Here is a 23,429-nt window from a genome sequence, read left to right on the forward strand (position 1 = left end):
GTAATATCCCACCATTCGTTTTTTATTCCGCGGGTGAAGCCGCGACTGCAATTTGATAAGCATCCAGTAATGACTCTTTCTCGGATTGATCAGAAATCTGGATAAGTTGCTGACCTGACTTACCTTCTTTAACCCTCATTAAGACGGTTTGCTCGTCTGATCTTAATAAAGCATAAGACTTTCCTTCCATATCAAACAGGGCTTCAACCTCAAATGAAAGTTGCTCACCGTTCTCACTCTCAATTGTGATAAGATCTCGAATGGAGTCCCCTTTCATTCCTCATCCCCCTTTCTAAATCATACATTTCCCATATTGAACTGAAAAAATTCTCTGGGTAGTAGTGAAATGTAATATGAAGGATATTGGAAACATGAAGATTAAATAAACCTTTGGGAATTATACCAAATGCTGTAAGTAAGAAATCATGAAAATAACAAAAACATCTGTTTGTTTTTAACAGATGTTTTTGTCTTTGTGTTAAGCGTACTTTATACCCGCTTTTTTAATATTATTGATGTCCCCTGAACTACAAGGTGTAACAGCAAAAGTCATTTCACATTTAGGACAATTCATAATAACGGTCTCTAAAGTAAAGATCTCTCCGCAGTCACATTTAATTTTATGGGAAACAGCAGGTGTAAAGTGCGCCTTCCCTTTATTTTTCACATGATCTACAATTTTTTGTCCGTCTTCTAAGCTCGAACATCTACATCCACAACTCATATCGAAACCTCCAAAGTCTTTAACTTATACATAATATTAAACTAACATAGAGATAAAGAAATTGTTGTAACTAAAGTCACATAAAGGGACGTTCATAGCTTTTTCTTTAACTTGCTTTTGTTTTAGAAAGTGAATTTAATGAATCCAATTCTTTGTCATGATCGTTCAGGTTCATAATAATAATACCAAAAGCAACTAAAGTGATTGCTGCTAAAATCAGTAGATTTAAACTTTCTCCAGGAACTAAAAGTGCTGATAATAACGCACCAAAAACAGGCGTTAAAAAATTATAAATACTAACTTTCCCTGCTTTATTATATTTTAAAATGGTCGTCCATAAAGCAAAGGCAATCGAAGAAAGCAATGCTGCATAAATCAGCAATCCCCAGCCAAAAGGAGTAAACGTAATCGCATTTGGTTGGAGTTGTGGTACACCGATAATCAATAACAGAAGTGCTCCAATTGTTAATTGCCATCCTGTTAAGGCAACTGGATGAATATCAACGGCTAGTTCTTTAGCCATGATAGTCGTCACAGCGGTTGTCAATCCAGCCAATATCATAAAGCCTTCACCAGTGAAATTAAACTGAAACTGGAATGTTTGTCCCCAATTAGCTAAAATGATACCTACAAATCCTGCTACAATTCCGATTGATTTTTTCCAGTTCAAATGATCATTTTTATAATAAAAATGTGCCAAAATGACAGCTAAAAATGTTCCGCTTGAAGTTAAAAGAGCACCTTGCATGCCAGAAACCTTTGCTAAACCAATATAAAAAAAGAAATATTGTAAGGCAGTCTGGATAATCCCAAATAAAACGACAACGAAAATGTGAGAACGTCTAATCATTAAACTCTTACGTTTAGTAATAAATAAAAAAAACAATAGAATAAGTCCTGCTAATAGAAATCGCATTCCGGCAAATACAATTTGTGCGATTGGATCACCTGACGCTATTTTCAATTCAATATTGCTTATTTTTAATACTGGAAATGCACTGCCCCATAGAAACGCGCAAATAGCAGCAAATCCAATAACTGCCCATTTATTTTGAAAAATACTTTTCAATTTTTACATCTCCTAATCTATATACATTTATAACAACAAATAATCTTAACATATTAATAGACTAGAATGAAGCAGTATCATATTAATACAAAAAGACCGATCGATATACACAACCAGTCTTTTTTATATTGGACTTATTAAATTAATTCTAGTTAAAGCCTTTTTATCAAATAATTCGAACCGTAACCATACCAGGAATTTGCTGGATTTCTTCCTCTAATTTAGTGGTAATATCACCATTAAATTGATTATCTACATCGATCATCGTATAAGCGTAATCTCCCCTACTTCGATTAACCATGTCTGCAATATTTAAATGATAGTTTGACAGTACTGAAGTAATTTGCCCTACCATATTGGGAACATTTTTATGGTAAGCTGTGACTCGCTGTTTTCCTGTATATGGGAGTGATGCATTTGGGAAATTTACTGAATTTCGGATATTTCCTGTTTCAAGAAAATCTTTAATTTGTCTTGCAGCCATAATCGCACAATTTTCCTCTGATTCCTTTGTAGAGGCACCGAGATGTGGAATAGCCACTGTGTTGTTCATTTTTAAAATATTTTCATTTGGAAAATCTGTAATGTACTTACCAACTTTTCCACTTTCTAGCGCTATTGCCATATCCAGTTCATTCACTAATTCTCCGCGTGAAAAGTTTAGAATATGTACGCCATCCTTCATGATTCTGAACGCTTGATCATTGAACATCCCTTTTGTATCATCAGTCAACGGAACATGTACAGTAATATAGTCACTGTTTTCAAAAAGCTGGTCTAAGTTAAACGCTCTCTGAACATTACGTGACAAATTCCAAGCTGTATCAACAGAAATGAAAGGATCATATCCGATAACGTCCATATCCAGATTCAAAGCATCATTTGCAACACGCGCCCCAACTGCACCTAGTCCTATTACCCCTAATGTTTTTCCTTTAATCTCATTTCCAACAAATTGCTTCTTCCCTGCTTCCACTAATTTTGGGATTTCTTTCCCTTTACCTTGTAGTGATTTTGTCCAAGCTACACCAGCAAACAGGTTACGTGAAGAGGCCATTAATGTAGTAAGTACCATTTCTTTTACAGCATTTGCATTAGCTCCAGGCGTATTAAATACAACAATTCCCCGTTCTGTATAAGCAGGAACAGGAATATTATTCACACCTGCACCCGCTCTTGCAACAGCCTTAACAGTAGAATTAATTTCTACATCATGCAGGTTAAAACTGCGAAGAACAATGGCGTCTGCTTGATTGCTATCATTGTCGATTGTGAATTGGTCTGTATGGAATACATCTAAACCACACTGTGCAATGTTATTCAATGTTTTAATTGTATACATTCCTACTCTCCTCTTCCCTTGTAAATTAATATATATGAAACAAATAAAAAACGATCAATTTTTATTGGTAAAATATTTAAATATTTTACCATTTCACAAGAATATGTCAAGGTACTACAGCCTTTTATTTGTTCAATGGATAACGAGTTATTTTAAAAATAAATCACAAAAATTTTTGTATGAATTTCACAGAAATCATTATAATAAAGAAATGTGTTTGTCAATGACCTACTTTTTTTAAAAAAATTTAGTAAAAAAACAAACACGTGATTACGTGTTTGTCTTAAATTCCATTTCTAATTTTTGTTTTCCATGATGATTTTTAAAGCTTCAATCAGCCCAGGGAGTTTATCAAAATTAGCTCGATCACCAGTATTAATAATCTCGTTGATTCTATTTTGGATTTTAGTTTCTGCTTTTTCTATCGTGTACAGAACAATCTCCATCTTGCACCTCAAGGTTTTTATTTTTAGTATATGCTTACCAAGCTTATTTGGTTTACGCTAATTTATCTGATATGGAATTGTCATGTGCCTATTATTAAATTGAAATATACATGTTATCCCTGTTTTGCGAAAAGTGAAAAAATATAAAAATACGGGAAGCGGGTGTGCAGTTATTAAAGGTCTTTTTTTAATGTTAATCACTATTCTAGCAATTGGTGTACTGAGTGATCCTACTATAACGATAGTAAAAGCCAAAACCATTGAGCCAAAGAATTCAAAGATAAATGTAAAACAAACTGAAGTGGAAAAACTAAACCAGTGGATTATTGAGATCAATCGGGAATTACAGAAGAATATCAGACAAGTTAATGAGTTAGAAAAACAATTGAATAACACCCAAACACAAATTACTGGATTAGAAAGTGAAATTAACGAAATCAAAGAAAGAATAGAAAAAGGAAATGATATTTTACGCGAACGAGTGCAATACTATCAGAAAAATGGAGAAAACAATACATATTTGCAAGTGGTTTTTGGATCAAATGACTTTAGTGATTTTATAGAAAGAGTAGATTCTGTATCTACAATTGTACAAGCAGACCAAGAATTACTGAGAAAGCAATATCATGAAAAACAAGAGTTGGAAAAGAAGCTTACACTAATCCAAATAAAACGAGAAGAATCGTCAAAAATAAAAGAACAAATAGAACAAACTCAGTCTGATTTACGTGAAACGGAAAAGCACTATGAGAACAGCCTCTCTCTTTCTGATCCTAATACGATTGCTCATCGATCAGATGTTGTTGGTGAAGAATCGGAGGTCCCTGTTTCAAACACAATTGGATCCAGTAACATAGTAAAGATCATCAAGGCTGGTTATCAATATATTGGTAATTCCGTTTATGTTTTTGGTGGAGGAAGAACAGAAAAGGATATAATAAGCGGAAGGTTTGATTGTTCAAGTTTTGTTCATTGGGCATTCAGTCAAGCAGGTATAGAAATCGGAACGACCACAGACGCAATTAAACATAATGGTCGCCAAGTTTCTTTAAATGAGCTTCAACCAGGAGATTTAGTTTTTTTTGATACTTATAAAAAAGATGGACATGTTGGAATTTATTTAGGAAATGAGAAGTTTCTTGGTTCTCAAAGTTCCACAGGTGTGGCCATTGCAGATATGTCAACAGGATATTGGAAAGAACGATTTAATGGTCGTGTTGTTCGAATCATTGAATAAGAAAGAAAGTAAAACCCCACCTCTCACTAATAAATAGGTGGGGTTCCTACATTAATTATAAAATTCGTTTGGGATTTCTCCGAACTTTCTATTATGGTATAGCAATGGTTTTTTATCTTGGTGTTGAATATCGATCACTTCCCCGATTAGGATCGTATGATCTCCCGCTTCTACTTGTTTATAGGTTTTACACTGAAGAACTCCATAAGCTCCTGAAATAATAGGCAATCCTTGCTCCGATAATTCCCAATTACAATTAGCAAATCGATCTATCCCTTTTGAAGCAAAAAGAGAGCAGATATCTCCTTGATCGCTTGCCAACGTATGAACAGCAAATTTAGTAGCATTTTTAAATATTTCTAAAGTGGAAACTCTATGATCAATTGACCATAGAATTAGAGTTGGGTCAAGTGATACGGAAGCAAATGAATTGACGGTTAAGCCAACGGGTGTACCGTCTTTATCTATTGTCGTTATAACTGTCACACCTGTTGGATAATTCCCCATCACTTTTTTAAATGTTGTTTCGCGGTTCTCTTTTTCCAAAATATCACTCCTACCTTTTTTCTTCGATTCGCTACTATCAAGTACTTAAAAAGTACAATTTTTACTGTATATATATTTCAAACTGCTTTTAATATACATGCTTCATCATATTATTACCAAAAGAATGCTCGGTCTTACCGGATATTCTAATTTTGCCAATTTTTATATTAATGAAGCAATCATTATTGTATAATAATGATTGGAAGGGTTTACATATTTGTATATTTAATTATTGGAAGGGGTCGTTTTGATGATACATACGTCAAAAAAAATAACAAGTAAAGAACTTATGGATGCATTAATCGTTATTACGCCATATATTGCTAAAATTATGCAAACGGATTTGGGTTTTGCGGTGACAGATAAAGAAAAGTTTATCGTTCAAACAGACGGTGAAACTGTTAAGTTAAATATTAATCCTGGCGATCCAGTTAATCCAAAATCTGCTATGGCGGAGGCCATGCGTACAAAAAAACCAGCTGCTAAGAATATGGATGCTTCCCTATATGGGATCCCTGTTAGAATTTATGGTTATCCCCTATTAGATGAAATGAATCGTGTGATTGGGTCTGTTGGAATCGCCAAAAATATTGAAACTTGGACTGGATTAAATAGTAGTGCCGTGGAACTTTCTAATTCGAGTGATGAAGTTGGTGAAATTATTAATCAGTTTTTAGAAGTCGCCTCACAATTAAATGATGATAGTGTTGTGTTGCAAAACAAAGCAGAAGATATTAATAAAAAGTTTCAAAAAACGAATCAAATATTAGATTCCATTAAGTCGATCTCCTCGCAAACTCGACTGATTGGTCTAAACGCAGCAATTGAAGCTGCAAGAATAGGTGATGTGGGTAGAGGATTTGGAGTTGTCGCTGATGAAATAAGAAAGTTGTCCGGGAATAGCAATGATGCAAGTATAGAAATTGAAAAAACATTGAATGAACTTCATAAAGACTTGGAAAATATCACAAAAGAAGTGGCATCCATTAATGATACAGTTATTAAACAACTTGAAAAAGCAAAACTAATTAATAAACAGATTGAACGCTTTTCGGAAATTTCTCAGTTATTACTACAATTATCGAATCGGTTATAAATTTTCTTGCAAAGTGATATAGAGATTAGTCCAAAGAATGAAGGAATAAAAAAACCCTTATATGAAGAAATTAATTAGTAATGGAATTAAGATCTTGGAGGGTACAATCTATGACTGTTGTTGTGTATCAAACTTTTCAAATAAAACAAGAAAATTTTAAAGAAGGAATTGAAAATATAAAAAAATTAAAAGAATATCGTAATGAAAATTTTAATCATAAGGTTGAAATCTTAACACCTATAACAGGACATGATCATAATTTTAGTCTAATGGCTACATATGACGGTCTAGCTGAAATGGAATTACAGAATAAAAAAATGTTTAATGATGAGGATTATTTAGAGATTATTGGTGAGTTTTTTATTGAAAATATTGTTCAAGGTAGTATGGATACACAAATATTCAGAACCATGGATGATAAAAGTAATAAAAAAGAGGACTCATAACTTACATTTTACAAAAAGCTTCTTTTCTCTTTTGTTTTCCACGAATAGAAGCTTTTTTATTTATTTCTAACTTAATTAAATGTATAATAATTCAACATTATGATTTAACTTAATGGTAAAGAAGGTTACAAATGAAAATGAGCAATGGTTTTATCCGAAATCTATATTTCATTCTCCTTAGTAGTATGGGTGGTCTTGTCCTTATATTATTAGGTCTTGATATTGGTTGGATCATCGGTACACTTATAACGGCTGCTTTATTGTCTTTTAAGGGACCTAATTGGTTAAAAGATCCTAATCAACAAAAGAAAGGAATGCCTCCCTATTGGTTGAGAATTGGTCAAACAATATTAGCAGTAGAATTAGGTCGAAAAATTAATCTTGCGGTTATTTCTACTTTTCAAGAGTATTGGATGCCAATTACGATTATGCTACTAATATCTGTAGTCTTTTCCTTACTCTCAGGATTTTTAATTTGGAAATTTAGTAAAACCGATTTAATCACAAGTCTTTTTGCGACCGCACCAGGCGGAATTGTAGTAATGCCAGGGCTCGCCCAAGATGTTGGGGCGAATACAGGTGTAGTAAGTATCGTCCAAACGTTGCGTGTTTTTCTTGTAGTAATCCTTATCCCGATGATTGCGTCAACATGGATCGCAACTGTAACATCACCTGTTGCAAGCTATCCTGCTGTATCAACTTCTGTAGTGGATTTTAAATTAAGCCATCTTTTAGGCACCCTATTATTATTCTTGGCGGCGTGGGGCGGCAAATATGTTGGCAAGATATTAAAATTTCCTTCTCCTGTCTTAATTGGAGGAATGGCTGGTGTGGCTGTTGTTCAAGGGCTTTATCTAATCATTTTTGGTACTGAATTAGTCATTTGGCGGCCTGCGATTATCTTAATAATTGCACAAGTACTAATGGCTTCAAGTATTGGTGCTCGCTTTCAAAAAAGTATGTTCCAAAACATAGGCAAATTGTTGATTGTTGCTTGTATAAGTACCGTTATATTCATTTTAGCGATGTTACTTTGTGCTATTTTTGTTTCTGAAATAACTGGAATATCCCTTATAACATCCGTTTTAGCTTTTGCTCCAGGCGGCGTTGCCGAAATGGCTGCTACAGCCATTGTACTTGGAGCGGATTCGACCTTCGTAGTTGCCGTACAAGTACTACGAATAGTCGTTGTTTTATTAGTATTACCACCAATATTTAAAATGGTCGGCAATCAGACGATTAAACAAAAAGATTCCGAGGTAACAATTTAATTATAAAAAATAACGAACAGAAAGTCTGTTCGTTATTTTTTATGAAATTTGTTTCTTTTATTCATACTCAATCATATAGGTTTGTTCTTTATGATTTTCCCCATTTAGATAAATTCTTTCTACGTATTGAATATGTTGATTAGACATCAATAAGACAGTAGAACTTCTTGTTCCATAATCTTTACTATGAATAAATAGTGACGATAATCGTCTTTCCCATTCCAATGATACTCCCGTCTTAGGTAACAGTTCATCGGGAAATGGCTCCGAGTGTTTCAATACAGTAAATAAATTCTCTACCAAATAATCATCATTACGACGATTGATACACTGGGCTAAACCCTCTTTCCCCTTTCGAACCTTTGGCCAATCTGTATTGAGTAAATGATTACTAACGCCATAGATTCCAGGGGTTAATTTTTCTAAATGATTACTTATATTAGAGTAATAAAATAGTTCATTCAGATCGCCTGCTAGCAAATTATACCCTGGATATTGTTCTCTCTGACTTGATAAAGAATTCATATATCCCTTTATTTCACCTGAATATTTTAAAGCGTTTGCCACTAATTCACCGCGTGATCGTTTTCCTTCAATCGTTTCTAAAGGGTTTCGATAATTTGTTAATGCTGAAAAAAGACCCTTTTTTGATACACCCATCCAAGTCCCTTGTTTTTCTAAATCTCGACCTGCTAAAATTTCAGGTACATCTTCCCAAAAATGGGCAGCTGCAGTAGACCGATTGTAAAATTCATCCCGATTGGCAGCAACAATCAGTTTATACGTGGGATGTACGTTATAAGCGAATAAAATTAAACACATGAAACCGTCACAACCTTTAGTATGGAATCTCTTTCATCATACTCTTTTCTTAAGTGGCACTTCAATATTTCCGCTCTTGAGATATTTGAAAATTATTTTACATAATGCTCATATTCATGAATAGTAACTATTGAATTTTAAGAAACTAAAGAAAGATAAAGGAGGTCTTGCAATGAGCCAAAATGAAAAAAAGGAATTTAAGTCTGTTACTAAAATATACGATTCTTCAGACTACAATAAAAAAGATGAGGTTTCAAAAGGTTTAGCAACCACCCACGAACAAGTAAGTGATACTTATATGGTTGGCGACATGTTGACACATGCCCCTGAGAACCAAGATAGAGAAGGAAATAAAAAGTAAAATGACAGAGAAAGGGTTGATTCTTGATTGAATCAACCCAATCAGTACTCAAGGTGGTTTATGAATAATTATCTTCTAATGCTTTTCTTAATAACTGAGATGAACGATCTAAATCGACTTTAACCATCTTTTTATACGTCTTCGCTTTCTCCGGATCTTTTATGGCATAGACGGCAACTTCTTGATATTTAGAACCTTCTTTTTTAATTTTTCCCCTTGTTAACACACCGTCTTCTAATAAATCATGTAACGCTCGATAAATTTCAGAATGTTGTGGTTCAAAACCATAGGGATGAAATTCTTTTCTCATTTCATCCAAAAGCTGCAATCCATACCATCTACCATTTTCAATATTTGTTATAATATATAATTTAAGAAAAGCACGTTGCTTTATAAGGAAACCGGTACTTTCTCTTTTTCTTTTTTCCATTTTCCTAACCACCCTTATATTGACTTTTCTGAATATATTATACCATATTGTGTAAATTGCACATAAGAAAAAACACCAATTCAATGAGAATTGATGTTTTTGACATCGTTATTTAGCAAATACGTGATTACCAATTTTCACGGTTGGTTGTCTTGATAAAATCCATTTACTAGTTGAAGTGTTTGGATTGTAAAAATATAAAGAACCATTTCCTTGACCTCTAAAGGCTAATGCTTCATTAACTGCTTTTACCGAAGCCGTATCAGCTGCTTTGTTAATTTCCTCATTTTGTACTGGAGTAAAAGCATAATGACCTCCGTCAATTTGATAGATTACATCTTTTACAGTATCTGGGAAGTCTGGGTGATCAACACGATTAAGCACAACCGTTGCAACAGCGACCTTTCCTGCATAGGACTCACCTTTTGCTTCTGCTGAAACTAACCTTGCCAATAAGTCCTTTTCGGCAGTAGAAATAGATTGTGGGATTGCTAGGCTTTGTCCAGCATAAACCATATTAGCAGATTGGTTATTCAGTCTTTTGATTGCCTGTACTGGGACACCATAGTGATTACCAATTTTCCATAATGATTCCCCTGCCTTAACGACATGGGTTGAGCTCGCTTCTGAAGTTGATTGGAATGAAAATAAGGTTAAGGTTGTTACGAATGTTAATAGAGCTGTTTTAATTTTTTTCATGTTCAATCCTCCTAGTAATCTCTCATATCTCTATTACTAGGGTATCAGTTGTAATATTTTCGTTCACTCCTCCAAATTTTGGGAAATAAAATTAGAATCTAGCAACCTATGAGAATATAGGATTTATGTATAATATTGAAATTTATACCAATTCATTATAACTTCCATTTAAAACCAATTTAGGGTTTATGAACCAAAACTTTTACGGTTTATTTCAAAAGCATTTCATATATTCTATAGTTAATAAGAACAAGCGGATGAAAATCAAAAAGCAGACCTCCTTAGAGATCTGCTTCCTTCATTATTCGCCTAAATCAACATTGTGATATACCTGTTTAACATCTTCTAAATCCTCAAGAACATCAATTAGCTTTTCAAATTGAGCTTGTGCATCTTCAGGAAGGGTGACATCACTCTTAGCCATCATCGTTAATTCTGCAACTGTAAATTCTGTGATGCCCGCATTTATGAAAGCTTCTTGTACGGCATGGAATTGATCTGGTTCAGCATAGACAATTATAGCCTCTTCTTCCTCGATGATATCACGTACATCAACATCAGCTTCCATTAGGAGCTCTAATACTTCATCTGCAGTTTTACCTTCTGTCCCAATTACGGCAGTAGGTTCAAACATATAAGCAACCGAACCACTAACACCCATATTACCGCCATTTTTACCAAACGCTGCACGAACTTCTGAAGCCGTTCTGTTTACATTGTTTGTTAATGCATCGACAATGATCATAGATCCACTTGGTCCAAAACCTTCATAACGAAGCTCATCATAGTTTTCATCTGAGCCACCCTTAGCCTTTTCAATGGCACGATCAATAATATGTTTTGGTACATTATAAGTTTTCGCACGCTCAAGAACAAATTTTAAAGCTTGATTTGCCTCAGGATCGGGTTCCCCTTGTTTGGCAGCAACATAAATTTCCTTTCCAAACTTTGCGTAAATACGACTTGTATTCGCGTCTTTGGAAGCCTTTTTTTCCTTAATATTGTTCCATTTACGACCCATAATCCCACTCTCTTTCAACAAAAGTCTATAAACATTATAAGTTAAGCCTAATCTTTTCTTTCCTCATTCGATAATAAAACAAAGAAAAGAAACGTTTTTTCACAAACTCTATTATACATAATTGAATACCATGTTAAAAGTGCTATCAACAAAAAAACGTTTGGAAAACCAAACGTTTTTTTGTTAATAGATCGTACTGATTATTTATTATTATAAAATAATACTTACTTTACCTTGCGGACGTAAAGCTTCTAATTTTAGAATAACTTTCTTAGATAGAATCTTTAATTCTCCATTTTCTTGAACGAGTTTGTACTCATTAACACCAACATAGTTATCTAAGTGATCCCGTTTAGCTCGGAAAGTAACAAAGTTAGCTTTTACAGAAACTACGCCCTCTTCATTACCTACGATTCTAACGTTACTTACATTGTGAACTGTTTTAGAATGTGGGTATTCAACATGAGCTTCCTTCTTTAATAAACGCAAAGCTCTTTGTTCTAAGCGATGACGGTCATCATGAATAATATATAATGAGTTTTTGAAATCAGCATCAGGGTCGCCAAGTGGTGGAACTTCATACGTACCATTTTCAGCAAATAATGCAGCCCATTCCTTCATTTTAAAATTATCAAGTAGATCAGCTTCAAGATATAAAAAGTCTTCGATTTCTTGACGAGTAATATTCATCATTAGGCCCTCCCAACTTCTTCTTTTTCTTGCTCTTCTTTTAATGCTTCTTCTGCAGTAATCAATTTATTCCATTGACGCCAGAATGCACGCATTTGTGCTTCGTCAGTTGCTTGTGGCACTTCACGGTTCATACCTTTAGAAATATCATTCCAGCCAACACCTTTTGCATTAGCAAAGCCTTCTTGAGCAAGTTCAAGAGCTTCGTTATCGTCTGGAGTTGCGAAACCGCCTGGTCCTAAGAACTCTAAGAAGCTGTCGTTACGAACTTCTCTAAAGTTTGCTGGTTCACCTTTTGGTGCTAATGCATATGCATCTACTTCAATATATCCTGGTTCAACTGGATAGAATGTTCTAATTGTAATTGCCATAATGTCGTTAATAACTAAGTTAGGGAAGATCCAGATATTACGATTCTTTTTCGCAATACGATGTGCACGTTCAGCACCAAATTTTTCTTCTAATGTTTTAATGTTATTGTCGATGATTTCTTTTGCTTCTTCACCATAACCTTCGATCCATTTTCCTACTGGTCTTGGCCAAGCTGAATAATATTCCATAACCGCGTGACCGCCACCTAAATCACGGCCTTCACCAACAAGACTATCTTTTTCCATTGTTCCACCACGAGTAGCAACAATATCAAAATATGTTTTGTGAGTTGGAACTCCGTGATATAAGTCAACACTATTCTCACCAAGAAGTTTCCAGTTTGCACGTACACTGTAATTTTGTGGAGCAGCAAGAACTTCCATACCTTGTGGGTTTTCTGAAGCTTCTGCTTGATCAGCTACAAGATCTAAGTATTCTCTTGCGTTTCCTAAGTATTCTTCTAAAGAAATAGCATCTTTGTCAAAGTTTACAAAGATAAAACCACGGTAGCTTTCAAGACGCTCAACTGTTGTTAGGTTTTTAGAACCATCACAGTTATGATCATTGTGGTATCCAGCTTTATCAGGCATACCTACTAGTTCACCTTGGTTGTTAAAGCTCCATGCATGATAGAAGCAACGGAATACTTTTGAGTTACCGCATTTTTCACGAGTAACTAATGCTCCACGGTGTGGACAAGAATTATAGAAAGCTCTGATTTCGCCATCTTGGCTGCGAGTTAATAATAGGTTGCGTCCACCTACTTTTCTTCTATGGAAATCACCTTTGTTTTCTAATTCGGATTCATGACCGATATATAACCAGCATTTACTGAAAATCGCATCTCTTTCTAATTCTAAAATGTCTTTGTCAATAAATGCTTGACGATTAACTTGAAATGATAATTCACTTTCACGAATATATTTACTCATGTTGGTCCCTCCTAAGATTTTATTAACTTTTTGCAATATAAGATCGTGATTTCACCATCACTGATCGGGCAGGTGTTTGTATAAATCCCCTTTGATACATATACCTGATTGCAACCGCTTTCTCCATCCGCGTGAAAACGTTCTTTTACTTTGATACAGTTTCATATAAACATGTTCCTAAGTAAAGATACCCCCCCTTAAAACACTAGCCTTACATTAAAGTACTTGTAGCCGCTTTCATGTGACGCTGACTATTGTGCTTGACTATGAATCGTTATCAGCATCAATTGTTCAACAATTCAAATTTTCTATTTATTAAGGCTTAATCAAATTATATGTCAAATTTTGCAGGTAATCTAATTAAAATTTGTTTAGAATATTTATGTTTTCTTAATATTTTTTTTATTACTTATATTTCTATAGTATTTTAACTAGTTAGAAATGCATTTTAATAGACATATATAAAAATTTTCGATATTATTTAACTAGTTGATAAAAAATATTTTGGATACTTTTTTGAAAAGGTTTACAGAATAAAGCAGAATGTTCCATCAACAGCTATGATTCTATACCATATTGGAAAATAAGGAGCGTTTTAAATGGATACAAGTCAAATCGAAACATTTCTTGCAATAATAGAATATAGTAACTATTCTAGAGCAGCCGAATCTTTAAATGTGACACAACCAACTGTCACTGCTAGAATCAAAAATTTAGAAACTGAATTAAATTGTAAGCTTTTTAACCGTGATGGTAAAAATGTAACATTAACTGATGAAGGAAAAGTATTTGTTGAATATGCTACAAGTATTCTAACTTATATGAATCATTCAAAAGAAGCTACGATGACAACGAGTAAGCCTAGTTTAAAAATTGGTATATCACCTGGCTTTTCTTATTCCTTTATCTCTAATCTAATTCAATCCGTTAAATCAATTGACAATTTAAATCTAAAAATTGTTGAAGGAAAAGATTCCGTTAGTTTAAATGAACAAATATTAGCAGGTGAATTTGATTTAGTTTTTACCCGAAATATCGTTTCTCACAAGTCAGACCTCGTTTCAGAATTTATTTTTAATGATCGCTTTGTTTTAATAGTTGGGAAAGATCACCCGTTAGCTAAAAAAGAAGACCTATCACTCAGTGATTTAGAGAATGAAACATTAATTTGGTACCGTCGCAAGACAGCGCTTTTAGCTAATGTTGAAAAACAATTAATTGGAGTTCCTAACATTAAACACATTGAAGTGGACAATAGTGAAATGCAAAAAAAGGTCATTGGTAGCGGCGTAGGGGTTGGAATTACCTTATTACTTGGTGTTGATGAATCCGATGATAATCTTGTAGTCAAAAATATTAAAGCTCTCGATCAATTACCGAATAAAGTATATGTACAATATCGCAATAAGCTTTTGATTGATCGACCAATTAAACAAATTATCTATTCGATTATTAACCATGAAATGAGCAGTTAAAAACAAGGCAGATATTCATTAGAATATCTGCCTTGTTTTTCTTTATAATGCTGAGAATTGATCTATCAATTCATTAAATTTCTTTAGAGCATTTTCTATTGGGTCAGGTGTTGTTAGGTCAACGCCCGTCTTTTTCAATAATTCTAACGGATAATCAGAACTTCCACTTTTCAGAAATTCTATATAACCGCTTAAGGTTTGTTTGTCCCCTTCAAAAATCTTAGTCGCTAGATGAATAGCGGAAGCATATCCTGTTGCATATTTATAGACATAAAATGGACGGTAGAAATGCGGAATTCTTGACCAACCATATTTTACCTCTTCATCAAATACAATTTCATCCCCATTGTATTCTCTAAATAAGGTCTCATAAGTTTGATTAAAGACCTCTACATTTAATGGCAAACCTTTTTCAGCCATTTCATGAGTCTTTTTCTCAAATTCAGCAAACATAACTTGGGTAAAAAAAGTACCTTTATATTGATCAATAAAATGATTTAATAAGTGTTTTCTCATCGCTTCGTCTTTCTCATGTTCTAATAAATAGTAAATTAATAATACTTCATTTACCGTTGAAGCGACTTCCGCAACAAAAATACTATAACGAGCTGTAATTTGCGGTTGGTGCTGGGAGCTTAATTTGCTATGCGCGCCATGCCCACATTCATGAACAAGCGTAAATAAGCTATCCAAATCATCTTGATGATTTAAAAGAATATATGGATGAACGCCGTATACTCCTAAATTATAAGCTCCAGATCGTTTACCCGGTGTTTCTCTAACATCGATATAACGAGATTCCCTAAATTCTTTTAATATCTCAAGATATTCTTCACCAAGGGGCGCTAACGCTTTGAGCATCGTTTCATATGCTTCATTATAAGAAATTTCTGGTTTTACCCCGCTAACTAACGGAACACTCATATCGTATTGTCTTAATTCATCCAATCCGAGCTTTTCTCTTCTAATCTTCGTATACTTGTGCAGCGGTGCTATATTTTCCTTTGTTGTTTTAATAAGATTTTCATACACTAGTTTTGGAACTTTATCACCAAATAACCCTTTTTCTAAAGCAGAAGGATACTTACGGATCTTTGCAAGGGTGACATTATTTTTAATGGCTCCAGAAAGAGTTGATGCAATTGAGTTTTTTAAGTGCAAATAGGGTTGATAATAGGCTTTATACGCTTCTTTACGTTTTTCACGATCTTCATCTTCGATTAATTTACTATACATCCCTCTTGTTAATTCGATATGGTTGCCTTCATCATCAGTTACTTCTCCAAATTTTATATCAGCATTATTCATCATTCCAAAGGTTTGGCTAGGAACAGATAACGCTTCCCCTAATTGAGAAATTAATTCTTCTTGTTCCTTACTTAGAACATGTGATTTATAACGAAATGATTCCCATAAATCTTTCTCAAAATAGTCCAAGCCTTTTTCTTGAGAAAGATATCCTTTTAATGTTTCTTCTGAAAGACTCAATAGATACGGCATAAAGAATGATGTAGATGAACTAACCTTTACGCTTAATTGTTTAGCTCGATCTAAAACGGACTGTGAGGAGGTCTCTCTTGTGTCTTCATCTACTTTTAGCATCGCATAGGCATATAGTTTATTAAATAGAAATGAAAGTTCCTCACTTTGTTTAAGGTATCGAAATAAGGCATGTCCATCATGAATTTGACCATCAAAGCCTTTAAGTTCCTCTGCCATCTTTTCGATCGTTTGGTAATCCTGATCCCAGTCATTTTGATTTGAATATAAATCGGTTAAATTCCATTTTTCTTGTAGCGGGACTTCTTTTCTTGTTTTATATGTACTCACCGATCCTATACCTCCTTGTCAGTTCTAACTTAAATATCCATCTATTTCATATCATACTAAATATATGAAGAATAAGCGTATGAAAACCCTTTTTAAGGTGAAAAAATCCTATCTGTTGTAAAATAGTAATAGTTTGATTCATACCATTAGGGAAAGGGTTTATTTATGACACTTGATTGGATTTCATTACACCCATTTTGGGCTTCGCTTATTAGTATTCTACTCAATGTATTCGTAGCTATAACCGGTATTTTGCCAAGTGCGTTTATTACGGTTGCTACCGTTGGATTGTTTGATTTAAAATATGCTTTATTACTCTTGATCATTGGTGAAGCTCTTGGGGCAATTGTTAGCTTTATTCTTTATCGCAAAGGGATAAGGAAGTTATTATCATATCCCAAAATGGAAACGATTAATAAAAATAAATATATACAGAAATTAAGAAATACAGATGGAGTAACAGCTGTTTTTATTATTTTATTCCTTAGAGTCCTTCCTTTTGTCCCTTCAGGAGCTGTTACACTTGCAGCAGCTTTAAGTCCAATTCATGTTCTTACATTCAGTTTGGCAAGTACAACAGGAAAGATACCTGCTTTATTTATAGAAGCTTATTCCATTGCCCATGTCCTAACGATGGATACGAAATGGCAGCTCTTTATTATTTTGCTAATTTGCTTGTTTTATTTTCTTTATGTAGGTTTTAAAAAATGGAAAGAAAAGAAATAAATGGGATTGAGAAGCATAGGAGAAGGGTGGTTATGAATTGAGAAGTATACGAAGACTCATCCTATTTCTAATCATCATTAGTATGGTGTGGTTCGTTTTCAAAGAAGATATCAAACATTCCCCACTTTATTCAATCTATCAAAATGTTGCAGCAGATTTAAAGACTCTGAAAGAAAAACCCGAGTTCCAATCAACATTTGAACATTTTGAAATCGGGTTAAATCAGACTTTAGATGAACTAGGGGAAGTGTTCACTACTATCGGAAATGATCAGAATGGTCAAGAGCAGAGTGATGTAGCAAAGCCTGAATTGAATATACCGAATGATCATTCGTTTTCTATCTATAATATTGAAATTGGTGATACTCGAGAACATGTAGAAAGTCAAGTGGGTCCTCCAAAACGCTCTACATTAAATGAATATGGCGTTAATTGGGATGCATATCATGATCAGTATCATCATTTCTTTATGGTTGCGTATGATGATAAGAATAAAGTTGCTGGATTATATACAAATCAGGATTTAATTTCATCTAAACAAGGCATATCGTTAAATGCCCCTATGGAGCAAGTTGTTGCCGTTTTAGGTCAGCCGGAAACAGCAATACAAAAAGATTGGATTTCCTATCAAATACAGAACAATGGTGAGTTTCATTTATATAAATTAGATAACAGCTATGTCACCATTTTTTTTGATAAACATGAAGGAAATAGTGTGACAGCGATTCAACTAATTAGTGAAGACTTAGAAAAACAAAAACCGGGTTATTACGCCGAAGGCAGCCAAGCGTTAAAAGAAGGATTTGAGTTCCAACTATTTGATCTAACTAACGCAACTCGAGTGGAGCATGGTCTACTCCCTTTAACATGGGATGATCATGTGAAAATAACAGCACGTGACCATAGTTTAGATATGGCAGTTAATCAATACTTTGATCATACAAATCTTGAAGGGGAGTCCCCCTTTGATCGCATGGAAGAGGATCAAATTACCTTTCGTGCAGCTGGAGAAAATCTTGCCGCAGGACAATTAAGCAGCATTTTTGCGCATGAAGGGTTGATGAATTCGATTGGACACCGTGAGAATATTCTTCAAGCAGATTTTGAAGCATTAGGGATTGGGGTGGCCTTTGACGAAAATGAAAAACCGTTTTTTACACAAAATTTTGTTACAAGGTAACAAAGAGCTTGTCAATAAAAAAACCGTCTATTCGATCTAGACGGTTTTTTTATATATAGTTATTTTATGCGGCGGGTTCTTCTAGAATGTCCGTTGTTTCTTGACTAGGTACCGGACTGGACTTTTCCCTTATTTGTTTATCATTAGAATCTGTTGAGGTTTTCGGTTTAACCCCTTCTTCAGAACCTTCTGTGTTCTCTTCTACTGAATTTGAAATATCATTCTCTTGAATTTCTTCAACCCATTCTTCTGGTATTTCATAATACGAATTGATGTCTTCTTCTTCGGTGATTTCTCCCCCGTCAAAATACCCTTCTTCCTCTGTTTCCCATAAGTCTTCAAAATAATAATCGCCTAATTCATTATAAAATAAAGAATGAATTTCCTTTTCATCCATAGGTTGCTCTGACCACTGTAATATAATCGAATACACCGCTTTTATTGGAATACTAAACCCAATCGGTTCATCACCTAGCATCTTAGCAGAATTAATAGCAATAGCCTTACCAGATTCTTTTGAAAGGAGTGGTCCCCCACTACTTCCCGCTGAAATCGGTGCTGACATTTGATAAAGATTTTCATAAGTCCTTTGACCAATATTAAAGCTACGATTAATCCCTGTAATAAATCCTAATGTAGCCGTGTTTTCAACACCTTGAGGACTTCCTATTGCAATGATTTCTTCTCCGACTTTCGTATCAGAAACGGTTTCTAACTTCATCGGTGTTTTTCCTGCTAACTCCTGTACCCGGATAAGAGCAATATCCGTATCATTTGAGTAACCAATTACCTGACCTTGATATTCCACACCGTTCCAATCTTTAATGGTAACCCAAGTAAAACCTTCAATTACATGAGCATTCGTAATGATATCACCCCTTTGATTCATTAAAAACCCCGATCCTTGTGAACCACCAGTAAAGATGGTGAATACTTTTGATTGTGAATCTGCAATTAAATAGGTGATATCATCGATGGTCTCTTCTTCTATCTCTTCGACTGGTTTTGCAACCACATTTGGCATCGGATCTGTTGTCGGTTTGACCTCGTCTTTAAGTTGAGGTACAGGTGTTGGATCAGGTTCAGGGTCAGGAGTTTTTTTAGTCTCCTCATTTTGGAAATTTATATAACTTTCAGGTTTCGTAGCAGCAGATTGTGTTGGTAGATTTGTTTGTTCCGAGAAAAATTTAAAGACTGTTATTCCTAATAATACACTTAAAAGGGTAAGTACAAAAATCAGCTTCCTTTTAGAGCTTTTACGTTGTTTTCCACAATTAGGACATTTTGTAGAGCGTTCATACAGCTTTTCACCACATGACGGACAATTCATGATCCTCACCCTTTTTCTATTATCTATATAATCTAATTGTATTGGAAAATATGGGAAATGTCCATGTCGTTCAAAAGCCGTAGTTTAATATAATAAAAGTTTAAAGTTATTATTCTCCACTTAGTTTCTTATTCGCTTTTCTTCGTCTTTTTATAAATCTAAAAAAGAAAATGAGAAGGATCGACAATAATATAGCATATATAACGATAGATTCATTTGAAGGAATAGATATCAATCCCGCGGGTATTAAAATCATGACAAAAAAATAGAGGAAGTTCCCTAAACTGGTTGCTGACATAAAGGATTTAAAATGTATTGAACTTATTCCTCCTAATATATTAATTAAACTAGTTGGAATAAAAGGAATGATTCTTGATTGAAAGACAAAACTAAATCCTTTTTGTTCTATTTTAAATAATAGTGATCGATCCACTTTCTTTGTCACCCAATCTCGAAAAAGATAACGAATACTGACAAAGACGATTGCGGAGCCAATAATGCTGGTAAACCAGCTCCATATAAACCCATTTACAAAACCGAACAAAACATAATTGATTGTAATCACTAAAATTAAAGGAATGACCGTAAAGGTATTTTGAATAACCATTGCGATTAAAGTCATGGTTAAAATCAACCATATATTTTCTTTGACAAGAGAATCAATATCTCCACTTTTAATCATTTGAAACCATTCTGTTTGAAAAACAAAAAAGATGAATAGGAAGATTATTAAAATAAATGAAACTAACTTAATCCAATTCTTAATTGTTACCACCCGTTTCGGATTTCCTAAGCCTTATTTATATTATACAAATAAAAACGCTCTTGTTCATGAAATAAATCGATTCGGAACAATAAAAAAATCCAGTAATTAACTATTATATTATAGATTGCACAAAATCAAAAGCAATATGGTATAATTAAGATATATACTTTGATACTGGTTCAAGAAAGGATGTATTATTTTTGGAATACGAAATTGAAACAATTTACTACTTGAGAAATCCAGAAACGGCTCAAACAGCGTTTGCTACTGGTTCGCAGTTACAATATGAGGATATTATAAAAGATGTGTTTGGAGTAGCCTGTTTACATGATCTATCCATGATGATCCAATTTAATAAAGGTTTTCAATCCTCTATTTGTGATAGCTACGGTGTTTCTGAAAACGAAGTAAAATTAGACATGGTTCTCCGGGTGGCAACGAAAATGGATCTTCAGCAATTAAGAACACAACTTCTAGAAGAGTCAAAAACCACTGAATCACCTTCTTCAAATGATAACATTTCAATTCCATGCCCATTCGACACAATGATCAGGTTACAAGAAGGCATTTTTAAATGGGATCAAAATAAATCAGCTTATCAAATGATCAAAACCGCATAAAGGGTATCATAAAAAAAAGGTGCTGGGTAATTCTATTTTATAGAAGATACCCATCACCTTATTTTTATTTGTTCATTTCTTCCATTATCCGGATGATTTTATAAAGTTGTTCATTAATAGGGGTTGGGACTCCGTATTTTTTTCCTAGTTGACATACAGTTCCTGCAAAGTATTCTACTTCTGTTTTTCTTCCTGCTTCCATATCTTGTAACATAGAGGTTTTCCCTTTTGGAGAAAGATTATTAATGATTGGCCAAAACTTTTTCACATCTTCTTCCGTCAACCCTGTTCCTATTTTTTGTGATAATGCAACGACTTCTCTCATTGCAGATTCCACCCACTCATAAGCGATCGGTAGGGATTGGAATACTCCATATGGAGCCTTTAACACAGCAGAGGTTTGGTTGACACCCACATTAATCATGAACTTCCACCACATCGTATGGGTAATATTATCTGATATTTTATAATCGATCCCTACACGTTCAAATAAATCTTTTACAGCTAACACATCTTCAGACATTTCATTATTCTTTTCCCCATATTCGATTCGACCTCTAGTTGTAAAACGCACATCAAGACCAGAACGGAGAGCATCAATTTCTACACTCATGCTGTATAAAATATGTTCATTTTTATAGGCTTCAAAAATAATTTCCTCGCTTGAAATACCATTCAATAAAGATAGAATAATAGTGTTTGGACCAATATGATTTTTAGCATCTTCTATCGCTTGCGGCAACTCAGCATTCTTTACCGCAAAAATAACAAGGTCAACAGGCTCGACCTTTGTTTCAGGAGTTATGTAATTAAATTTATACAATTGATCATTTATTTTAATCCTATTAATTTGATACTTTTGAATACGTTGTTCATTTGCAACTACTCGAAAAGCATCCTTTAAGGAATCATGTAAAAGGCTACCGTAAGCAGCACCAATCGCTCCTAAACCAACTAAAGTCACAGTTTCAATGTTTTTCAATGTTAAGCACCCCACATTTAATTTTCTATAAGATTAGAATAACAAATTAAAGGAAAAATCGAAATAAAAGTAATAGTGAGTTTAAAAAATAGGAACCCAATTTAGGTTCCTATTTCTAATTTAAGGCTTCATGGGCTCTCTATGAATCGGCAATGTACAACAACGGAAGGATCCACCAGATTTAATAATTTCAGTAATATCTACCTCAATAACTTCAAACCCTCGACTTCTTAATTCTTTATTAACATGCTGATTGACCGGCAAACTAATAATTTTATTATTCCCAATAGACAATACATTCGTTCCTAAAGTAAATTGTTCTTCCTTAGACACTTCAATACATTCAAAGCGGCTTTTAAACAAGTCAATTTCTTTCTGGTGTAAAGCGCCAGGATAGATTAAGGCAACTTCAGGTGAAACAACATTAAAAACGCAATCTAAATGTAAGTATTTTGATTCAAAATCAATGGGGACAATGTTAAATTGATCGTTAAGCAGTCTTTGCATATGATCAATTGCTTCGCTTGTTGTGCGGTCACTTATTCCGATATAAATCGTATCTTGGTCGATGATGACATCGCCGCCCTCTATTTGATGTCCAATGATGTTATAGTAGGAGATCTCTTCATCTTCTAACCACTGTTTTAATACGTTTTCTTCTCCATGCCTGATGTTACTTGCCATATCTGCAACAAATATCGTTTCACCAAGTGTAAACCCAATATCCCGCGTAAAGACTTGTTCTGGATATTTTTTATGATAAGGTAGCAAAATGACTTCAATATCAAAAGCACGTAATGTTTTTACGAATTCCTCGTGTTGTTCGAGTGCTTTTTCGATATGTATGCCTTCATTTTTAAACTTTTTTTGAGTTTCATTTATGACATCCCTAATCGTCATGTATTGGGGCTGACAAAGAATAACTTTTTTTAAGATGTTATACTCTGTAAAACATTGAATTTTATGCGGTTTTGTGAATGTTTGTACCATCATATCCCCTCCTATTTTACAATTAT

The 23,429-nt window shown here is 34.0% G+C and carries 26 protein-coding genes; 9 read left to right on the top strand and 17 right to left on the bottom strand.

Features of this window, described 5'->3' with window-relative positions:
* Nucleotides 1-22: 22 nt before the first annotated feature.
* The 5 genes from Q5760_RS13740 to Q5760_RS13760 all read right to left on the bottom strand — a co-directional run bounded on the left by Q5760_RS13740 (nt 23) and on the right by Q5760_RS13760 (nt 3,581).
* Nucleotides 23-277 carry a DUF1292 domain-containing protein gene (locus Q5760_RS13740; protein WP_428908208.1) on the bottom strand — a complete coding sequence of 85 codons (255 nt, stop codon included), beginning with the start codon at nt 275-277 and terminating at the stop codon, nt 23-25.
* A 201-nt stretch (nt 278-478) separates the two neighbouring features.
* Entirely contained in the window at nt 479-724 is a 246-nt protein-coding gene (locus Q5760_RS13745) for a hypothetical protein (protein ID WP_428908209.1), read from the bottom strand.
* A 106-nt stretch (nt 725-830) separates the two neighbouring features.
* On the bottom strand, nt 831-1,793 hold the full coding sequence (locus Q5760_RS13750; RefSeq protein WP_428908210.1) for a DMT family transporter: 963 nt from the start codon (nt 1,791-1,793) through the stop codon (nt 831-833).
* Nucleotides 1,794-1,959: 166 nt separating this feature from the next.
* Nucleotides 1,960-3,135: a phosphoglycerate dehydrogenase gene (locus tag Q5760_RS13755; protein WP_428908211.1), complete on the bottom strand. Its 1,176-nt coding sequence runs from the start codon at nt 3,133-3,135 to the stop codon at nt 1,960-1,962.
* 296 nt (nt 3,136-3,431) lie between these two features.
* Nucleotides 3,432-3,581, bottom strand: a complete 150-nt coding sequence (locus Q5760_RS13760) for a hypothetical protein (protein WP_428908212.1) — start codon at nt 3,579-3,581, stop codon at nt 3,432-3,434.
* Nucleotides 3,582-3,714: 133 nt separating this feature from the next.
* On the opposite strand from Q5760_RS13760, the gene Q5760_RS13765 reads away from it, so the two are divergent.
* A complete protein-coding gene (locus tag Q5760_RS13765; protein ID WP_428908213.1) occupies nt 3,715-4,818 on the top strand; it encodes an NlpC/P60 family protein in 1,104 nt (367 codons plus the stop codon).
* A 51-nt stretch (nt 4,819-4,869) separates the two neighbouring features.
* Here Q5760_RS13765 and Q5760_RS13770 read toward each other — a convergent pair whose 3' ends face one another.
* Complete coding sequence (locus Q5760_RS13770) at nt 4,870-5,325, bottom strand: flavin reductase family protein (protein ID WP_428912583.1); 456 nt, start codon at nt 5,323-5,325, stop codon at nt 4,870-4,872.
* Nucleotides 5,326-5,614: 289 nt separating this feature from the next.
* On the opposite strand from Q5760_RS13770, the gene Q5760_RS13775 reads away from it, so the two are divergent.
* The 3 genes from Q5760_RS13775 to Q5760_RS13785 all read left to right on the top strand — a co-directional run bounded on the left by Q5760_RS13775 (nt 5,615) and on the right by Q5760_RS13785 (nt 8,177).
* Nucleotides 5,615-6,460 carry a methyl-accepting chemotaxis protein gene (locus tag Q5760_RS13775; protein ID WP_428908214.1) on the top strand — a complete coding sequence of 282 codons (846 nt, stop codon included), beginning with the start codon at nt 5,615-5,617 and terminating at the stop codon, nt 6,458-6,460.
* A 110-nt stretch (nt 6,461-6,570) separates the two neighbouring features.
* On the top strand, nt 6,571-6,906 hold the full coding sequence (locus tag Q5760_RS13780; RefSeq protein WP_428908215.1) for a hypothetical protein: 336 nt from the start codon (nt 6,571-6,573) through the stop codon (nt 6,904-6,906).
* Nucleotides 6,907-7,037: 131 nt separating this feature from the next.
* Nucleotides 7,038-8,177: an AbrB family transcriptional regulator gene (locus Q5760_RS13785; protein ID WP_428908216.1), complete on the top strand. Its 1,140-nt coding sequence runs from the start codon at nt 7,038-7,040 to the stop codon at nt 8,175-8,177.
* Between the two features lie 57 nt (nt 8,178-8,234).
* Here the strand turns inward: Q5760_RS13785 and Q5760_RS13790 are convergent, their stop codons facing one another.
* Entirely contained in the window at nt 8,235-8,999 is a 765-nt protein-coding gene (locus tag Q5760_RS13790; protein WP_428908217.1) for an NRDE family protein, read from the bottom strand.
* A 172-nt stretch (nt 9,000-9,171) separates the two neighbouring features.
* On the opposite strand from Q5760_RS13790, the gene Q5760_RS13795 reads away from it, so the two are divergent.
* A complete protein-coding gene (locus Q5760_RS13795) occupies nt 9,172-9,360 on the top strand; it encodes a YozQ family protein (RefSeq protein WP_428908218.1) in 189 nt (62 codons plus the stop codon).
* A gap of 58 nt (nt 9,361-9,418) precedes the next feature.
* Here Q5760_RS13795 and Q5760_RS13800 read toward each other — a convergent pair whose 3' ends face one another.
* The 5 genes from Q5760_RS13800 to Q5760_RS13820 form a co-directional block, all read right to left on the bottom strand.
* Entirely contained in the window at nt 9,419-9,790 is a 372-nt protein-coding gene (locus Q5760_RS13800) for a Replication termination protein (protein ID WP_428908219.1), read from the bottom strand.
* Between the two features lie 108 nt (nt 9,791-9,898).
* Nucleotides 9,899-10,489, bottom strand: a complete 591-nt coding sequence (locus tag Q5760_RS13805) for a cell wall hydrolase (RefSeq protein WP_428908220.1) — start codon at nt 10,487-10,489, stop codon at nt 9,899-9,901.
* A gap of 301 nt (nt 10,490-10,790) precedes the next feature.
* On the bottom strand, nt 10,791-11,510 hold the full coding sequence (locus Q5760_RS13810) for a YebC/PmpR family DNA-binding transcriptional regulator (RefSeq protein ID WP_428908221.1): 720 nt from the start codon (nt 11,508-11,510) through the stop codon (nt 10,791-10,793).
* 210 nt (nt 11,511-11,720) lie between these two features.
* Nucleotides 11,721-12,200: an aromatic-ring-hydroxylating dioxygenase subunit beta gene (locus tag Q5760_RS13815; protein ID WP_428908222.1), complete on the bottom strand. Its 480-nt coding sequence runs from the start codon at nt 12,198-12,200 to the stop codon at nt 11,721-11,723.
* A 2-nt stretch (nt 12,201-12,202) separates the two neighbouring features.
* Entirely contained in the window at nt 12,203-13,504 is a 1,302-nt protein-coding gene (locus Q5760_RS13820; RefSeq protein WP_428908223.1) for an aromatic ring-hydroxylating oxygenase subunit alpha, read from the bottom strand.
* A 599-nt stretch (nt 13,505-14,103) separates the two neighbouring features.
* Here Q5760_RS13820 and Q5760_RS13825 point away from each other — a divergent pair.
* Nucleotides 14,104-14,979, top strand: coding sequence for a LysR family transcriptional regulator (locus tag Q5760_RS13825; RefSeq protein ID WP_428908224.1), 876 nt, complete (start codon nt 14,104-14,106; stop codon nt 14,977-14,979).
* A gap of 42 nt (nt 14,980-15,021) precedes the next feature.
* Here the strand turns inward: Q5760_RS13825 and pepF are convergent, their stop codons facing one another.
* Entirely contained in the window at nt 15,022-16,809 is a 1,788-nt protein-coding gene (gene pepF / locus Q5760_RS13830; RefSeq protein WP_428908225.1) for an oligoendopeptidase F, read from the bottom strand.
* A gap of 165 nt (nt 16,810-16,974) precedes the next feature.
* On the opposite strand from pepF, the gene Q5760_RS13835 reads away from it, so the two are divergent.
* Together Q5760_RS13835 and Q5760_RS13840 are read left to right on the top strand one after the other, a co-directional pair.
* The gene (locus Q5760_RS13835) at nt 16,975-17,535 is read left to right on the top strand and encodes a TVP38/TMEM64 family protein (RefSeq protein ID WP_428908226.1); all 561 of its coding nucleotides are present in this window, start codon (nt 16,975-16,977) and stop codon (nt 17,533-17,535) included.
* Between the two features lie 37 nt (nt 17,536-17,572).
* The gene (locus Q5760_RS13840; RefSeq protein WP_428908227.1) at nt 17,573-18,715 is read left to right on the top strand and encodes a CAP domain-containing protein; all 1,143 of its coding nucleotides are present in this window, start codon (nt 17,573-17,575) and stop codon (nt 18,713-18,715) included.
* A gap of 64 nt (nt 18,716-18,779) precedes the next feature.
* Here Q5760_RS13840 and Q5760_RS13845 read toward each other — a convergent pair whose 3' ends face one another.
* Together Q5760_RS13845 and Q5760_RS13850 are read right to left on the bottom strand one after the other, a co-directional pair.
* Entirely contained in the window at nt 18,780-20,045 is a 1,266-nt protein-coding gene (locus Q5760_RS13845) for a trypsin-like peptidase domain-containing protein (protein WP_428908228.1), read from the bottom strand.
* 109 nt (nt 20,046-20,154) lie between these two features.
* Nucleotides 20,155-20,727 (bottom strand): TVP38/TMEM64 family protein, encoded by a 573-nt coding sequence (locus Q5760_RS13850; protein ID WP_428908229.1) that lies wholly within the window; start codon nt 20,725-20,727, stop codon nt 20,155-20,157.
* Nucleotides 20,728-21,011: 284 nt separating this feature from the next.
* On the opposite strand from Q5760_RS13850, the gene Q5760_RS13855 reads away from it, so the two are divergent.
* Nucleotides 21,012-21,431 carry a hypothetical protein gene (locus Q5760_RS13855; protein WP_428908230.1) on the top strand — a complete coding sequence of 140 codons (420 nt, stop codon included), beginning with the start codon at nt 21,012-21,014 and terminating at the stop codon, nt 21,429-21,431.
* A gap of 64 nt (nt 21,432-21,495) precedes the next feature.
* On the opposite strand, the gene Q5760_RS13860 is transcribed toward Q5760_RS13855, so the two are convergent.
* Entirely contained in the window at nt 21,496-22,413 is a 918-nt protein-coding gene (locus Q5760_RS13860) for a ketopantoate reductase family protein (RefSeq protein ID WP_428908231.1), read from the bottom strand.
* Between the two features lie 120 nt (nt 22,414-22,533).
* A complete protein-coding gene (locus tag Q5760_RS13865) occupies nt 22,534-23,403 on the bottom strand; it encodes a dimethylarginine dimethylaminohydrolase family protein (protein WP_428912584.1) in 870 nt (289 codons plus the stop codon).
* Nucleotides 23,404-23,429: the final 26 nt, after the last annotated feature.

The organism is Niallia sp. Kr1 (assembly GCF_050389805.1).
Lineage (GTDB): Bacteria > Bacillota > Bacilli > Bacillales > Cytobacillaceae > Bacillus_BD.

Coding starts and splice junctions, on each gene's coding strand:
- Q5760_RS13740 (WP_428908208.1), bottom strand. CDS start 277: ATGAAAGGGGACTCCATTCGAGATCTTATCACAATTGAGAGTGAGAAC.
- Q5760_RS13745 (WP_428908209.1), bottom strand. CDS start 724: ATGAGTTGTGGATGTAGATGTTCGAGCTTAGAAGACGGACAAAAAATT.
- Q5760_RS13755 (WP_428908211.1), bottom strand. CDS start 3,135: ATGTATACAATTAAAACATTGAATAACATTGCACAGTGTGGTTTAGAT.
- Q5760_RS13760 (WP_428908212.1), bottom strand. CDS start 3,581: ATGGAGATTGTTCTGTACACGATAGAAAAAGCAGAAACTAAAATCCAA.
- Q5760_RS13770 (WP_428912583.1), bottom strand. CDS start 5,325: ATGGGGAATTATCCAACAGGTGTGACAGTTATAACGACAATAGATAAA.
- Q5760_RS13775 (WP_428908214.1), top strand. CDS start 5,615: ATGATACATACGTCAAAAAAAATAACAAGTAAAGAACTTATGGATGCA.
- Q5760_RS13780 (WP_428908215.1), top strand. CDS start 6,571: ATGACTGTTGTTGTGTATCAAACTTTTCAAATAAAACAAGAAAATTTT.
- Q5760_RS13785 (WP_428908216.1), top strand. CDS start 7,038: ATGAAAATGAGCAATGGTTTTATCCGAAATCTATATTTCATTCTCCTT.
- Q5760_RS13790 (WP_428908217.1), bottom strand. CDS start 8,999: ATGTGTTTAATTTTATTCGCTTATAACGTACATCCCACGTATAAACTG.
- Q5760_RS13795 (WP_428908218.1), top strand. CDS start 9,172: ATGAGCCAAAATGAAAAAAAGGAATTTAAGTCTGTTACTAAAATATAC.
- Q5760_RS13800 (WP_428908219.1), bottom strand. CDS start 9,790: ATGGAAAAAAGAAAAAGAGAAAGTACCGGTTTCCTTATAAAGCAACGT.
- Q5760_RS13805 (WP_428908220.1), bottom strand. CDS start 10,489: ATGAAAAAAATTAAAACAGCTCTATTAACATTCGTAACAACCTTAACC.
- Q5760_RS13810 (WP_428908221.1), bottom strand. CDS start 11,510: ATGGGTCGTAAATGGAACAATATTAAGGAAAAAAAGGCTTCCAAAGAC.
- Q5760_RS13815 (WP_428908222.1), bottom strand. CDS start 12,200: ATGAATATTACTCGTCAAGAAATCGAAGACTTTTTATATCTTGAAGCT.
- Q5760_RS13820 (WP_428908223.1), bottom strand. CDS start 13,504: ATGAGTAAATATATTCGTGAAAGTGAATTATCATTTCAAGTTAATCGT.
- Q5760_RS13825 (WP_428908224.1), top strand. CDS start 14,104: ATGGATACAAGTCAAATCGAAACATTTCTTGCAATAATAGAATATAGT.
- Q5760_RS13835 (WP_428908226.1), top strand. CDS start 16,975: ATGACACTTGATTGGATTTCATTACACCCATTTTGGGCTTCGCTTATT.
- Q5760_RS13845 (WP_428908228.1), bottom strand. CDS start 20,045: ATGAATTGTCCGTCATGTGGTGAAAAGCTGTATGAACGCTCTACAAAA.
- Q5760_RS13850 (WP_428908229.1), bottom strand. CDS start 20,727: ATGATTAAAAGTGGAGATATTGATTCTCTTGTCAAAGAAAATATATGG.
- Q5760_RS13865 (WP_428912584.1), bottom strand. CDS start 23,403: ATGGTACAAACATTCACAAAACCGCATAAAATTCAATGTTTTACAGAG.